General features: G+C 49.0%; 12 protein-coding genes and 1 tRNA gene. 10 read left to right on the forward strand and 3 right to left on the reverse strand.

Features of this window, described 5'->3' with window-relative positions; genetic code table 11:
• The first annotated feature begins 45 nt into the window (after nt 1–45).
• Entirely contained in the window at nt 46–1,536 is a 1,491-nt protein-coding gene (gene putP / locus BBD38_RS09375; RefSeq protein WP_066687342.1) for a sodium/proline symporter PutP, read from the forward strand.
• Between the two features lie 73 nt (nt 1,537–1,609).
• Here putP and BBD38_RS09380 read toward each other — a convergent pair whose 3' ends face one another.
• Nucleotides 1,610–2,452 (reverse strand): pirin family protein, encoded by an 843-nt coding sequence (locus BBD38_RS09380; RefSeq protein ID WP_066687344.1) that lies wholly within the window; start codon nt 2,450–2,452, stop codon nt 1,610–1,612.
• A 94-nt stretch (nt 2,453–2,546) separates the two neighbouring features.
• Between BBD38_RS09380 and BBD38_RS09385 the strand changes: the two genes are divergently transcribed.
• The 5 genes from BBD38_RS09385 (at nt 2,547) to BBD38_RS09405 (ending at nt 5,595) form a co-directional block, all read left to right on the forward strand.
• Nucleotides 2,547–3,470 carry a nucleoside hydrolase gene (locus BBD38_RS09385; protein WP_066687347.1) on the forward strand — a complete coding sequence of 308 codons (924 nt, stop codon included), beginning with the start codon at nt 2,547–2,549 and terminating at the stop codon, nt 3,468–3,470.
• 69 nt (nt 3,471–3,539) lie between these two features.
• A complete protein-coding gene (locus BBD38_RS09390) occupies nt 3,540–3,833 on the forward strand; it encodes a hypothetical protein (RefSeq protein ID WP_147568135.1) in 294 nt (97 codons plus the stop codon).
• 105 nt (nt 3,834–3,938) lie between these two features.
• Nucleotides 3,939–4,015: transfer RNA gene (locus BBD38_RS09395), tRNA-Pro, on the forward strand.
• Nucleotides 4,016–4,389: 374 nt separating this feature from the next.
• The gene (locus tag BBD38_RS09400) at nt 4,390–5,079 is read left to right on the forward strand and encodes a DUF5343 domain-containing protein (RefSeq protein WP_066687353.1); all 690 of its coding nucleotides are present in this window, start codon (nt 4,390–4,392) and stop codon (nt 5,077–5,079) included.
• A gap of 3 nt (nt 5,080–5,082) precedes the next feature.
• Nucleotides 5,083–5,595 carry a TIGR02391 family protein gene (locus tag BBD38_RS09405; protein WP_066687356.1) on the forward strand — a complete coding sequence of 171 codons (513 nt, stop codon included), beginning with the start codon at nt 5,083–5,085 and terminating at the stop codon, nt 5,593–5,595.
• A gap of 447 nt (nt 5,596–6,042) precedes the next feature.
• On the opposite strand, the gene BBD38_RS09415 is transcribed toward BBD38_RS09405, so the two are convergent.
• A complete protein-coding gene (locus BBD38_RS09415) occupies nt 6,043–6,756 on the reverse strand; it encodes a hypothetical protein (protein WP_147568136.1) in 714 nt (237 codons plus the stop codon).
• 210 nt (nt 6,757–6,966) lie between these two features.
• On the reverse strand, nt 6,967–9,462 hold the full coding sequence (locus BBD38_RS09420; RefSeq protein ID WP_066687379.1) for an InlB B-repeat-containing protein: 2,496 nt from the start codon (nt 9,460–9,462) through the stop codon (nt 6,967–6,969).
• Between the two features lie 336 nt (nt 9,463–9,798).
• Here BBD38_RS09420 and BBD38_RS09425 point away from each other — a divergent pair, with 336 nt between their 5' ends.
• The 4 genes from BBD38_RS09425 (at nt 9,799) to BBD38_RS09440 (ending at nt 13,763) form a co-directional block, all read left to right on the forward strand.
• Nucleotides 9,799–10,371: a DNA-3-methyladenine glycosylase I gene (locus BBD38_RS09425; RefSeq protein WP_066687381.1), complete on the forward strand. Its 573-nt coding sequence runs from the start codon at nt 9,799–9,801 to the stop codon at nt 10,369–10,371.
• Between the two features lie 351 nt (nt 10,372–10,722).
• Entirely contained in the window at nt 10,723–11,157 is a 435-nt protein-coding gene (locus tag BBD38_RS09430; RefSeq protein ID WP_066687382.1) for an RNHCP domain-containing protein, read from the forward strand.
• Between the two features lie 198 nt (nt 11,158–11,355).
• Nucleotides 11,356–12,474, forward strand: coding sequence for a LuxE/PaaK family acyltransferase (locus BBD38_RS09435; RefSeq protein WP_066687383.1), 1,119 nt, complete (start codon nt 11,356–11,358; stop codon nt 12,472–12,474).
• Nucleotides 12,471–13,763 carry an acyl-CoA reductase gene (locus BBD38_RS09440; RefSeq protein ID WP_066687385.1) on the forward strand — a complete coding sequence of 431 codons (1,293 nt, stop codon included), beginning with the start codon at nt 12,471–12,473 and terminating at the stop codon, nt 13,761–13,763. Before BBD38_RS09435 ends, BBD38_RS09440 begins: the two co-directional genes overlap by 4 nt.
• The last annotated feature ends 237 nt before the right edge of the window (nt 13,764–14,000 follow it).

Here is a 14,000-nt window from a genome sequence, read left to right on the forward strand (position 1 = left end):
AAATAAGTTAATTATTTCATTTCATATCGAAAAAGGGGAATTTGTATGGAATTTGATTGGGGCGTAGTTATCTCTTTTATCGGCTATTTTGTTTTTGTATTGCTGATCGGTTTTTACTTTTATAAGAAATCATCCAACCTTTCAGACTATATGCTTGGCGGCAGGGGATTGAACCCCGCCGTGACCGCGCTGTCCGCACAGGCTTCGGACATGAGCGGCTGGCTGCTGATGGGCCTTCCGGGGGCATTGTACCTTTCCGGTATGAGCGAGGTGTGGATCGGCATTGGGCTTGCCGTCGGCGCGTATTGCTCGTGGCTGGTTGTTGCCAAACGGCTTCGCCAGTATTCCTATGTGGCGGGGGACGCGATCACCATTCCGCAATTCTTTGAAAACCGCTTTAAGGATGAAAAAGGAGTGCTCCGCCTGATTAGTTCGGCGGTTATCCTCGTTTTCTTCACCTTCTATGTGGTGTCGGGGTTTGTGTCCGGCGGCACGGTGTTTACAACGGTTTTCCCGGGGATGGATTACCAGACGGCAATGATTATCTGCGCGGTGGTTATTATTGCATATACGTTTATGGGCGGATTTAAGGCCGTATGCTGGACGGATTTTTTCCAGGGCATGCTGATGCTTGTGGCGATTTTCATTGTGCCGCTTGCAGCGATGGGCAAGCTTGGCGGCCCCACGGAGGCAGCCGCCGCGGCGAATAACATTGCTCCCGGCTTCCTTGATCCGTTTACCAATACGGACGGAAGCCCGCTTTCACCGATGGTGCTGATTTCAAACCTTGCATGGGGGCTGGGATATTTCGGTATGCCGCATATTATTATCCGCTATATGGCGATTAAGGAACCCCGCATGATTAAAACCTCGCGCCGGATTGCGACGGGGTGGATTGTGCTTGCGCTTGCGGGCGCGGTGATGGTTGGAATCATTGGCCGGGTTTACCTCGGCGATATGTTTACGGACGCGACAGGGGCCCAGACGGTGTTCCTTGTGATGGCGGGGCAGCTTTTCGTCCCTGTGATTGCAGGCATTTTGCTTTCGGCGATCCTTGCAGCCGTTATGAGCACGGCGGATTCGCAGCTTTTGGTTGCGTCCTCGGCGATTACGGCTGATATCTATGAAAAATTTACCCGGAAAAAGCCTTCCGAGAAAAAATTAATGTGGATCGGGCGGATCGGCGTTATCATTATCGCAGTGATTGCGGCGGTGCTTGCGCGCGACCCCCAGACTTCCATTATGTCGGTTGTTTCATTCGCGTGGGCGGGATTCGGCAGCGCCTTTGGGCCGATCGTGCTGCTCGCGCTGTTCTGGAAACGGACGACGCGCAACGGCGCAATCGCCGGGATGGCGACGGGCTTCGTGGTTTCGATTCTCTGGAACCAGCTTTGGGCAGGCCCGACGGGATTATATGAAATGGTGCCCGGCTTCCTGCTTGCGCTCGTGGTCTGCGTGGTTGTGAGCTTGCTGGACAAAAAGCCCGATGCTGAAATCGAGAAGGAATTTGAAGAGGCAAAGGTAAGCGAGGCGTAAGGCCTTGCTGGAAAAGCAAAAGACGAATCCATTGCGGATTCGTCTTTTTTTGCAAGTTGGACAGTTTTGGCGTTTATTTATGCTTGATAAACGTGCCGTCCTGCAACTCGGAAAACGCCATATCAAGCTCTTCCGGGGTATTCATTACAATCGGCCCGCCCCAGGAAACCGGTTCGTTGAGCGGTTCCCCGGCAAAATAGGCGAGACGGGCGCCGCCGGGACCCGCGCACACGGAAAAACGGTCGCCGTGGCTGAGCAGGACGGCGGTTTTTGCCGGGATAAGCTGTTCGCCGTCCCCGAAACGCGCGCTTCCTTCAAAAAGGTAAACGAATACGTTTTTTTCCCGGTCTGTAGGAAATGCGAGCGTTCCATTGGGAGCAATTGCAATGTCAAGCAAATCCGTTTTCACATAATCGCCCTGCGCCTGTCCCTCGAGGCCGTCGAAGGAACCGCCTATGATACGCACAGTGGCGCTGCCGCGTTCTACTCCCGTAATCATGTCTTCCGTAATATCGAAGTATTTTGGCTCCGCCATTTTATTTTCCCGGGGCAGGTTGATCCAAAGCTGGTAGCCAAGCATGCGGTCTGAAGCCTGCGGCATTTCCTGATGGAGCACTCCGCTTCCGGCCGTCATCCATTGGCAGCCGCCGTCACAAATGCTGCCTTTGTTGCCCATGCTGTCGCTGTGCTCGATGTCGCCGTGGATCAGGTAAGTTACGGTTTCAATGCCGCGGTGCGGATGCCACGGGAAACCTTTGGTATAATCGGCGGGATTTTCGGAATCGAACGCGTCCAGCATGAGGAAAGGGTCGAAGTCCTCCACATCGCGCCCGGAGATGACGCGTACAAGATTCACGCCTGCGCCGTCCTGCGTGTGGATTCCCGTTACAGTTTTTATTACATTTCTGTCTGCCATAATATCACTCCTTTCGAGTATGCTTTATTGATAAACGGTTTGCTCGCATTCCTACCACATTTTGCGGTATACTGGAGAAAGGAGGGGAAGAGCCATGAAACGAAAAATTATTATCGACTGCGACCCGGGGCACGACGATGCGGTCGCGCTTGTGCTTGCAACCCGTGCGGCGGGCCTCGAATTAATGGGCGTGACCGTAGTAGCGGGCAACAGCGGCCTTACGAACACCGTCCGCAACGCCCTTAACGTGCTTGCCTTTGCGGGCGCCGGAAACGTGCCCGTATATGCCGGGTGCGGAAAACCGCTGGAGCGGGAATTGCTGAACCAGTCCGGGGGGAAAATACACGGCGCTGACGGCCTTGGCGATTACCGGTTTGATGTAACGGCGGGCAAACCCCGGGAAAAGCATGCCGTGGATTATTTGACGGAAACACTGCGGGCTGCGGAAGAAAAAATTACGCTTGTATGCCTGGGCCCGCTTACCAATATTGCTGCGACATTCAAAAAATGCCCGGAATGTATGCGGAACGTGGAATGCCTCGTAATCATGGGAGGGGCGGTGCGCGTGCCGGGGAATGTTACGGCATCGGCCGAGTTCAATTTTTATGTGGACCCGGAGGCGGCCAAAATTGTGATGGACAGCGGCTGCAAAATTTACCTGCATCCATTGGATGTAACCATGAAAGCTTTGTTCAGCGGGACGGATATTGAAACGCTGAAAAATTCAAGGTGCAGGATGGCAAACTTTGTGGGCAGCCTGCTCGCCCTGTATGCGGGCACCTATGAAAGAGAGCTTGGGTTTTACGCCTGCCCGGTGCATGACGCGCTGTGCATCGGCGTTCTGATGGAACCTGCGCTTGTGGAATATGAGAACGCTGCGCTCGATATTATTACCGAAGGAGACCGGGCCGGGAAGTGCGTTGCCGGGAAGGCCGGGGGAAATATATGGTTTGGCACGAAAATTGACAGCAGGGGGTTTGTCGGGCTTGTGACGGATGCGGTTTCGGGCGGAGAATAACTTGTTTGATTTTTGAAAAACGCCTTATATATATACCATCAGAGCAAAGAAAAAGGATGGTGCGATACGATGACAGAGAAATATTTTTTGGGTTTCAGGGAAGTTCCCTATGAAGAATTCCAGGAGGAACGCGCGAAGGCGGATGAAAAAGGATATACGGTTGCCGCGGAGCGTGAAGAAAACGGATATCCGGAGTATGAGCTGCAAAACGGCACTGTAATCCGGGGCGACAGGCAGGGTGGTTTCAACCGGATGGAAGATGGAAAGCCCAAGGAGAAATGGAATGTTGGCACAATAAACGAATATTCGCAGGGTGAAGCGACGGGAACCGGCAATGTAGCTTTCTTTATGCCTGCGGAATAACCGGACGACGAAAACTCCCGTAGATTACGGGAGTTTTTTTATGGAGAAAGGGATTGTGTATTTCATAAAAATCTGTTAAAATATTATGGTGTCAGAAATAAACGTCTGGGTGTGGCTCAGCTTGGTAGAGTACCTGAATGGGGTTCAGGGGGTCGGAGGTTCAAATCCTCTCACCCAGACCAGTACGGAAGAGACCGAAAGCGGCCTCTTCCGTTTTATTTCTTGGCTTTGTTATGTAGTTACTACAACGCAGAAGACCTGAAAATAAAGATGGTTGCCCTCATTTTCCGGTTTTCTTATTAGTATTCAATTTCTGTACACGTTTCCATATACTGCGTACAATAATCGGTTCATGCCGCTCTTTAAAAATCCGCGTGTCGATCAGTTTTATGCCGTACAGTGTCCTTGAATGAAGGGCTATAAATATTCATTCTTTCCCGACTTTAGTTCAATTATAGCCCAAGGGAATTTTATGCGTGGTAAATATGATCAACTTCTATTTTTTGTAATTCCATGTTATAATAGTATTATATTAATACTTGGAGGTATGTTTCCTATGGCAGAAAAAATTGTTTATCCTAAAATGCCAGAATCCAATTGGTGGGCTGTAAGGGCACAATTCCGTAAAACGATACCTTCTTCTGTTACGGCAAGTTATTTGAAAACTTTATTAAATTTGACATCAGAAAAAGCAGCTAGCAATCTTTTGTCCCCTTTGAAACAAACCAAAATAATTGATGATGAAAATAAGCCAACGTCTCGTGCTATAGATTGGAGAGATGATACAAAGTATAAAGATATATGTCAACAGATTGCAGAGGAAATATATCCTACAGAATTACGAGAAATTCATCAAGGTCCGGATTTCGATAAGGAAGCAATTACCAACTGGTTTATGAGTAATGCACATCTGGGGGAAGGCGCTGCGAAATCGACTACCGCCTTTTATATATTATTAAGCACAGGAGAGGTCAGAACTGATATTGATACACTTCCCGCAGCAAAATCAAAGAAAAGCAAAAAAACTAAATTAGAAAAACGTATAGTCAGTAATGACATACATACAGATAGAGATGAACAAAAGCAGACCGCAAACAAAGGTGAAAGTGCGGCTTCAACTAGTAGGAATCTCTATCAATCGCCATCCTTACATATTGATCTGCAGGTTCATATATCTTCTGAAGCATCGGTGCAACAGGTAGACGCTATTTTTGCTAGTATTGCAAAACATCTTTATGAAAAATAGTTTATGGATAATAAAATTTTATTTAATAAACTTCATATACTTCAAAATCAACTTAACTGCATGGAAGGTATCAAAAAACCTGTCGAACAGATTAACATTGCCTCGAAAACTGATTTATATGATTTAGTAATTACTGACCATGATTTACGAAAATGTACCAGAACGCTTTTCTATAATGGGCATCATGCGCAAGCCATAGAAGAAGGTTATAAGTGCCTAAATAACATTGTCAAAAAAAAGTCTAAGTTAACCACCGAAGATGGAAATGGCCTTATGAGAAAGGCACTTAGCGCCAAGAATCCCATTCTCAAATTGAATGCTTGGGAAAGTCAATCAGAAAAAGATGAGCAGCTTGGCTATATGGATATTTACGCAGGATGCATGACAGGTATCAGGAATCCTCGAGCTCATGAGCATGAATGGGAAGATACTGAAACAAGAGCAATTCAATTACTCACATTAGCAAATCATTTAATAGAAAAAATAAAGCTCTCCAAAGAAGTACCTCCTCCATAAATTATCTCAATATGAATAGCGCCAAAGACATCATTTTATATGGGAAACAATGCCATTGCATCCGAAAGTGGTGTTAATATTCCAAAATTTTGATAGTAAATACTGCTTTTCGTTGCTCAAAAACCTTTTGTTATGCGATTTTTTCTAAATATACTGTATCGCCATTCAGACCACGTCGGAGGAAACTCCGCGACCATAATCCCGTCCTGAAAGGGCGGAATTTTTAGTTGCTTCGATTCCTCCTCCTTTTCCCCAACAAACCCACTCCGCTTTGCCTCTTTGGGCTTTGTCGGGGCCCCGTTTTGCATCTACTGGGCTTTTGCGGGGGTCGGCCCCATTTTTCCTCATCTATTTTGTATTAACGACACACTCATGAAATGCGAAAATCCATCACGCTAATAGGCGGCGATGGATTTTTTGCAATTCAGCGGTTATTTGTTTAAATATTCATTTTCTCTGCTTCTGCTGTTCAACCCAAAAATCTTGAACCGTCTCAATGCGTTCTTGTGTATGGATATCGTATTCTTCTTTGGATACGATTCTCAGCCCGGAGAGAACGCCGTCATCATAAACCGCTTCAACATCTATACTGTCTTTCGGGAAGCCCGCTCCACGACTTTCCTGAATGATCGTTTCCATCACTGGATCATAAAGTTCTCTTACCAAAAAGTCTTCAAAGTATATATTCCCCACTGCGTCTGTACTGGCCCCGTATTTTTTATAACCAGATATAGCTTGATTTGTACTTTCATAAGCCCCTGATTTTTGCATAAATTCATCTTCCGTTGCAGTCCGTGTTCCTGTCAATTCGTTTTGAGAATCACGAACCGTATAAATATCCACGTCTCCCTCGCCGGTTTTATCGGTATGGAAAAAAAGCGAGCCGCTAATGGTATTATCGCCATTATAAAAGGTTGAGTCATCCTCAAAATACCTGATACGCTCATTGTTATAAAAAAGGCTGTCTGTCTTTTCGTCGTATGTAATTCCATATTTAGAATAAGCGGCATACGGAGAATCCATCTTTTCTTCGCTTGCAGATGACGGTGTTGTTTCGGGGGAATGAGGGTTCGCAGAACATGCCCCTAATACGACTGCGCTAAAGAACAATAAACAAGCGATAGCAATCGAGGCCGCAGCGGTGGTTTTCTTGAATTTCATAATTCCATTTAACCTTTCTTTTAATAGTTCTGCGCTCTCAGTCAATATGGCTGATCCGCACCGCCCGCCCGATGCTTTTTAGGCCAGGGGGACAGTAAATCTTTTTTGTACTCCACTGATAGGATAACGCTTTTGTGCAATGGTTGTCAAACCCGTATAAGAAAAGGGCGCGGAGCGGTACGGAAGTTCCCGGATAAGGTTCCATGTTTTTTAACGGCCGGCTTTCTTACGCCTGTAAAACGTTGCGCCTGCAATCGTGCCGCCTGCGGCTATCAGCAACATAATCCACAATGCCAAATTGGTTTCGTCGCCTGTTTTGGGACTGTTGTCAGGCGTTGTTCCCCCATCTGTATTTGGAGTGGTTGGGGTTGGGGCAGGAGGCGCGGCATCCTCCCGCCACTGCGCGTAAAGCGTAACGTCGGCGGCAGGCATCATTGTCGCGCCAAAATCCCACCATGCGCCTGTGCCGTCGCTGTTTACGTTCCAGCCAAGGAATGTATATCCGCTGCGAGTCGGGGCTGAAACCGCCTGCGCAAGGTCTCCCATGCGCAGGGACTGCGTCTGCGGTACTGCGCCGCTTCCTCCGTTCAGGTCAAAGCGCAGGCTGTAATAAACCGCCTTCCATTGCGCGTATACCGTCATGTCTCGCGTTATGGCCGTTGCCGAATCAAACGCGTTTCCCCGTCCGTCCGCCTGCGTGTTCCAGCCGATGAATCCATATCCGGCCCTTGACGGCTGCGCTGGAAGAGCTTTTACCGTTGTATCGGGCACGGTCACCAGGATGCTCGTCGGGTCGGCCTGCACATCTGCTCCGTTGCCGTCAAAGTACACGGTATAGCTTGCGGGGACGGGCGTCTTGTTCCAATGCGCATACACCGTTATATCACCCGTCACGGTTGTCTCCATCGTAAACTGTGTGCCGCCTGTTTTTTGCGTATACCACCCGGCAAAGCTGTATCCCGTACGCTGCGGAGGGGCGGGTAAGGCACTGAGGTGGGTCTGCGGCGTTGTCACCGTCATCCGTGAGGGGTTCGCGGGCGTTGTCGCGCCGTTGCCGTCAAAGATGACCGTGTATACCGCGGCAGGAACCGGAAGCGTCTTGCCGCTGCCAATCCCTTCAATCCGGTTGCTCGCAACCACCTTATACCAATAGTTCGTATCCGGGTCGCGCCCGGTGTCGGCAAAACCTGTTCCCTGATAAGTGCCGACAAGAGTCGAATAATCTACGCCGTCAAGAGAGCGGTACACCGTATAGCTTGTCGCACGTGGGATTGCGTTCCACGAGACGTCCAGGCTGTTTGTCGTCGGGTTTGACACCGCTACATTCAGTACCGGCCGGCTGGTCGTCACGGAAGCGATATTTGACGGATCGCCCTCAACGTCTCTTTTTACCGCCGTTACTTTGTAATAGTAAGTCGTATTAAAATCAAGGCCCGCATCCATGTATTCGGTAATGCCGCTTTGTGTGGCGCCGATCTGGCTGTACGTGCCGGACTGCGTCCTTGACATATAGATTCTGTAACCGTCTGCGCCAGCAACCGGACTCCACGTGAGCCGGGCGTCCAGGTGATACGTACCGGTAAGCTCCGCCTTTAAATTGAGGGGCGCATCCGGCCGATCGGGCAGCGTCCATCCATCGCCTGTTCCTTCAATGCCATTGTCGGACACGACCTTGTACCAGTAATGGGTACCGGCCTGCAGCCCGGCGTCGGCATAACTCGTCACGTATGATACGCGGACCTCTTCATAATTCACGCCGTCTAGGGAGCGGTATAGCGTATAGCTCCCCGCCCCGGGGATCGGGGGCCACGAAACATTCAGGCTGCTTGTCGTCGGGTTTGAAACAGTCACCGTCAGAGTCGGCGCGCCGGTTGTCAGGGAACCGGTATTCGACGGAGCGCTCTCAATGCCGTTTTTTACGGCCGTGACATAATAATAGTACGTCGTGTTGTAACCAAGCCCCGTATTGCTGTACGTCGTTGCGCCTGCGGAATTTCCGACATAGCTGTAGCCGGAGCCCTGGCTTGTCGAGCGGTAGATATAATAATCGTCCGCCCCGGCAGATGCGCTCCATGCCAGATTTGCGTTATTGTTGTATTCGCCATAACCCGTTACTCTTAAATTAAGCGGCGCCTGCGTTTTTTCCGCGTCCGTTTTGCCCGAACCGGTGCCTTCCGGCCCGTTATTTGCGACGACCTTATACCAATATTGGGTGTCCGCTACGAGGCCGATATCCGGAAAATTGGTTTGGCCGGTAGTGCCGATCGACGCAAAATTGACGCCATCCTCCGAACGGAAAACCTCATAGCTCGTCGCGCCCGTAATTGCTGTCCAACTCACATCCAGGCTGTTTGCCCCGTTGGTTGTCACGGTGACGTAAAGAGCGTCAGCTATTGGTATTTCCGCATTTTGGGCATTTTCTCCGGCGGATGCTGCTTTGGCTGACATTTCCCCAGACGCCGTCCCGCTGGCCGCCGCTTCGGCAGGCGTTTCCTGCGGCAGACTGTTTCCGACGGCGGGATTATCAGCCGGAGGCTGCTCTAAAACGGATTCCTCCGCCAAAGGCTGCGCGGTACCGTCCTGCGCAAACGCCGCAAGCGGAACAACGCCCACCAGCAAAACCGCGACGATCAAAACCGCCGCAATCCTCCTTTTTCTATTCCTGGAATCTTGCTCTTTCTTAAGGTTCCTATTTTTGCCGTTCACTATAATCACTCCTTATTTTGTTCCCAATAGACATCCACTTTCGATCCGGCCTATATTACTCCCGGATTTTTTACAGCTTAGGGAGTAAGATAAATATATTTCGTAATAAAGCACATGCCAATATTAAGTCTCGTTAATATTCTAATATAATAGAAAACAGGCGAGGGTAAACCGGTTATGCCGACTCCATACAAAAAAGCCGCATGAAACCGGGCGCGTGCCGCCGTTACAGGATATTGCAGTGAATAAAGTTCCCACATGAATTTAAACCTGCAAATGTCATATTAAGTATGGTACTATTAAAAGACAATAGATTGGTTGGAAAGGACAGTGCTTATGTGCGAAAAAAGAAGATGCGCCTGGGCGGGAGACCTCCCCATATACATTGATTACCACGACAACGAGTGGGGACGGCCGGTGCATGACGACAGAAAACTGTTTGAAATGCTGGTTTTAGAGGGGATGCAGGCCGGGCTTAACTGGATTACCGTGCTTAAAAAAAGAGAGGCGTTCCGGGAAGCCTTTGATGGCTTTGACCCGGGCAAGGTGGCCCTTTACGGCGAGGAAAAAATACGGGAACTGCTGGCAAACGAAGGAATCATCAGGAACCGCCTCAAGGTAAACGCCGCTGTGACGAATGCCAAAGCATTCCTGGACGTACAGGATAAGCATGGGAGCTTTGACAAATTCATATGGGCATATGTGGACCATACCCCGGTCAGGAACCATTGGAAGAAGATGGAAGAGATACCGGCAACAACGCCCCTCTCGGATCGAATCAGCAAGGATTTGAAGAAGCTGGGATTTAAATTTGTCGGTTCGACAATCGTCTATGCATTCATGCAGGCGACTGGCATGGTGAACGACCACGTGACGGATTGCTTCGTTTATCAGGAGATGAAGGCGTAGCCCTATATCCGCTGCTGTGCAGTTAAAAGAGGAGGCCGGAAAGAATTGCTGTGCCGGATTTCGTGCCTTCATCCGAATAGGCATGGAAATTAAATGCGGCTGCGTTTGTTTACAAACCGTAGGGGGATTGATATAATACAAAATAATATCGGGCATGAGGTGCGGTTTCCCGTGATGCGGACAGGGGAGCGGAACAAACGGCCGCGGGCCTGGTTATATTATTAAGGAGAATGCCATATGAAAAACAATTATCAAACGGAGAGTGTGCGCTGACCGGGAGGTTTGCGTTATACAATCCAGTGCACAAACCTCCCAAAGGTATGAATAATTACTTTTAGGAGGGCAATTTAAGTGAATCGGGAAAACAAACGAAAAGCTTACCAAAAAGGATATTATAAAACTCACGCCTGCAATGACAGCTTCGAGTGCAAAATATGCGGGCGCCCGGTGGTACCGGCCGGGGCCGGAACCGACCATAGAAACCATTGCTCAAACTGCCTGTGCAGCCTGCACGTTGATGATGAGCCGGGCGACAGGGCTTCAAGCTGCGGCGGTATTATGGAACCGGTGGCCTTGTGGGTGCGCAAGGACGGCGAATGGGCCATCATACACAGATGCCGGCGCTGCGGGAAACTCAGCTCCAACCGGGTGGCGGCGGACGACAATCCAATGAAGCTGATGTCTATCGCCATGAAGCCTTTGGCTTCACCGCCGTTTCCGCTCGAACACATTGAAGAGATGACACGGCTTATGGGCGGCGACGGAAGCATGGAATCTGGTAAGTAGTAATCTGTTTTACGCTGTAATACAAAACGGCGGAGGCCTGTACTTCGCCGTTTTGCTTTTTATAACGCGGAAGGGTTGGAAAACAAATGGCTGCCGTATGGTATTTTACCGGAATTTCAGATATAATTATTTTTATATAATTCCCGCGAATTAGCTTATTGAAAATAATTGTATATAGAGAACAAGTAAGGTAAAGCGATGGACAACAGAAGAAAATTGTTTTTCCAAAAGCATATCTACGATACCAAAAACACAAATCAGTTGTTTTTTGATGCCGTGAAAGAAAATGTGGAATGGCATATTTCGCATTGCGCAAAATATGCACAACTGATGGAGGGCCAGGGGTTCCGGCTGCGGAAGTTCCAATGCTACGACGATCTCTGTAAACTGCCGCCAATTCCCACATTATATCTGAAAAAGCACGAACTGTTTTCACTGCCTGCCGAAAAAATCCATATGCAATCGACAACCTCGGGAACTTCCGGTAATCCGGTAAAGGTTGGGTTCGATTTTTCCGCCATGATCCTGGGCTTGAATATGCTTCGCAAAATACTTGCCTATCATAAGCTGCCCTCGGCCATTCCTGCGAACTGCATTGTGCTGGGCTACCAACCGAGCAGGCATAACCATATGGGCGCGGTAAGGACTGCGTATGCCGCTACATTCCTGGCGCCTGCGCTGCACAGGGAATATGCATTGAAGGATATGGGGACGGATTACGTGCTGAATGAGGATGGGATACTGGACGCGCTGGTTTCCTATAGCAAAAAACCATTTCCCGTGAGAATTAACGGATTTCCCGCATACCTGTATTTTTTGCTTCAAAAGCTGGAAAAAGAGCATATTCAACTATCGCTGCACCCGAAGTCCTTGATCTTTCTCGGCGGCGGATGGAAGCAGTTTGCCGCCCAAAAGGTGAGCAAACCGGAGTTATACCGCATGGCAAAGGAACGGCTGGGAATCCCGGAGCAAAATTTTCGGGAGTTTTTTGGCGTTGTGGAACACAATATTCCTTACTGCGACTGTAGAAACCACCATTTTCACGTGCCGGTATACAGCAGGGTCCTAATCCGCGATATTCACACCCTGGAACCGGTTCCTTTCGGCAGGCCGGGCCTGCTGAATTTAGTTACCCCCTTGCTGAAAAGTATGCCCCTTACGAGTATTTTAACGGACGATATCGCTGTTTTACACGACGGGAACGAATGCGGCTGCGAAATAAAAACCCCCTATTTTGAAGTGCTGGGACGTGCGGGCCTGCAGGGAATCAGGACCTGCGCAGCCGGCGCGGGCAGTATACTGGAGGCAGTACAATGAATTTGGCATTTGGAAGAATGATCGATGTGGAGGAACGTTCCCGTATTATGGACTCGTTGGAGCGGTCTATTGCGAAAACGTTATCCAAGGAAAGTGTGGCGCCTTCCGCTGTAATCGACGCCTGCGAAGAACTGGCGCGTTCCATTGGGCCGGAGCACATTGAATTATTGTCTTCGCTGGGGATTCCGGAGGACAGGGGCAGGGAATATTTGCAGGAAGCAAAGGCGATGCTGGATGGAGATTACATACGCTACCGACTGGAAAAGGAGCTTGGAGCCGGGTACGGTGTGAAAAATACCGTTACCACGAACGGTATTCGCCTGAATGTGACGGAAAAGGTTTGCCCGTTGGGCGTCTTGCTTCATATTACGGCCGGGAATCAATATGGGCTTGCCTTTTACAGTGTGGTTGAAGGATTGCTTACGGGAAATATTAATATCGTGAAATTATCCCGCAACGACGACGGCTTGTCACTTTTTATATTAAAGGAATTGGTTCGGATAGAGCCTTCCCTGTCGGAATACATTTACGTATTCGATTACCCGTCATCAAATACCGAAGAGATCGGGAAGTTGATGAACATTGCGAATGCAGTTATTGTGTGGGGCGGCGACGCGGCGGTGCGGGCCGTTCGGAAAATGGCATCTCCAAACACAGAAATCATTGAATGGGGGCACAAGATCAGTTTTGCTTACGTTACGGAACAAGGGATAACGGAGAAAAATTTATCGGGCCTGGCGGAAAATATTGTAAAAACAAATCAATTGTTGTGCAGCTCCTGCCAGGGAATTTATTTGGATACGGAATCAATGGACGCCATATATGATTTTTGCAGAAGCTTCCTGCCCATACTCGACGCGTGCAGAGATGGGGCGGGCACAATGCCCACGATGGAAATAGCGGCGCAAAACGCAATCCAATTGTATACGGCTTCATTGGAATCGGCGGAGAATCCGTGCAAGGTATTTCGCGGTGGAAAAACAAGCATTACCGCATATGAGAACAGCAGTTTGGAGGTTTCTGTTATGCATGGGAACTGCTGGGCAAAGCGTTTGCCGACAAAGGACATTGTAACGGTACTGCATCCGTATAAAAACCATTTGCAGACAGCGGCATTGCTGTGTTCTGAAACGGAGAGGAACAGCCTTGCAGGCCGGCTGACCAGCGCGGGAATAAACAGGATCACGGATGGAGTGAATATGTCGGAAATGTACCGGGGCGGCGCGCATGATGGAAAATACCCATTGAAAGAATATACCAGAATTGTCTCAATCGAAAAAATGGTTTGAACGCTTGCCGCCGGGGGCAAAACCGGCAAAATGGCGGCTGCTTTCCAATACAGGCCAGGATCGCTTGGACAAAAAAGATGGACGAAATATGTTTCGTCCATCTTTTTTCTATGTTTATATTACCATAAATTTGCCCAAAATTTAAGTCTGCCAATTTACGGCGATATTATGGTATTAAGTATTGGGAGGGTTTTATATGCCAAAATATTTGATGGATTTTCCGGTTCATTCCCTGCC

The sequence above is a fragment of the Christensenella intestinihominis genome, assembly GCF_001678845.1.
Lineage (GTDB): Bacteria > Bacillota > Clostridia > Christensenellales > Christensenellaceae > Christensenella > Christensenella intestinihominis.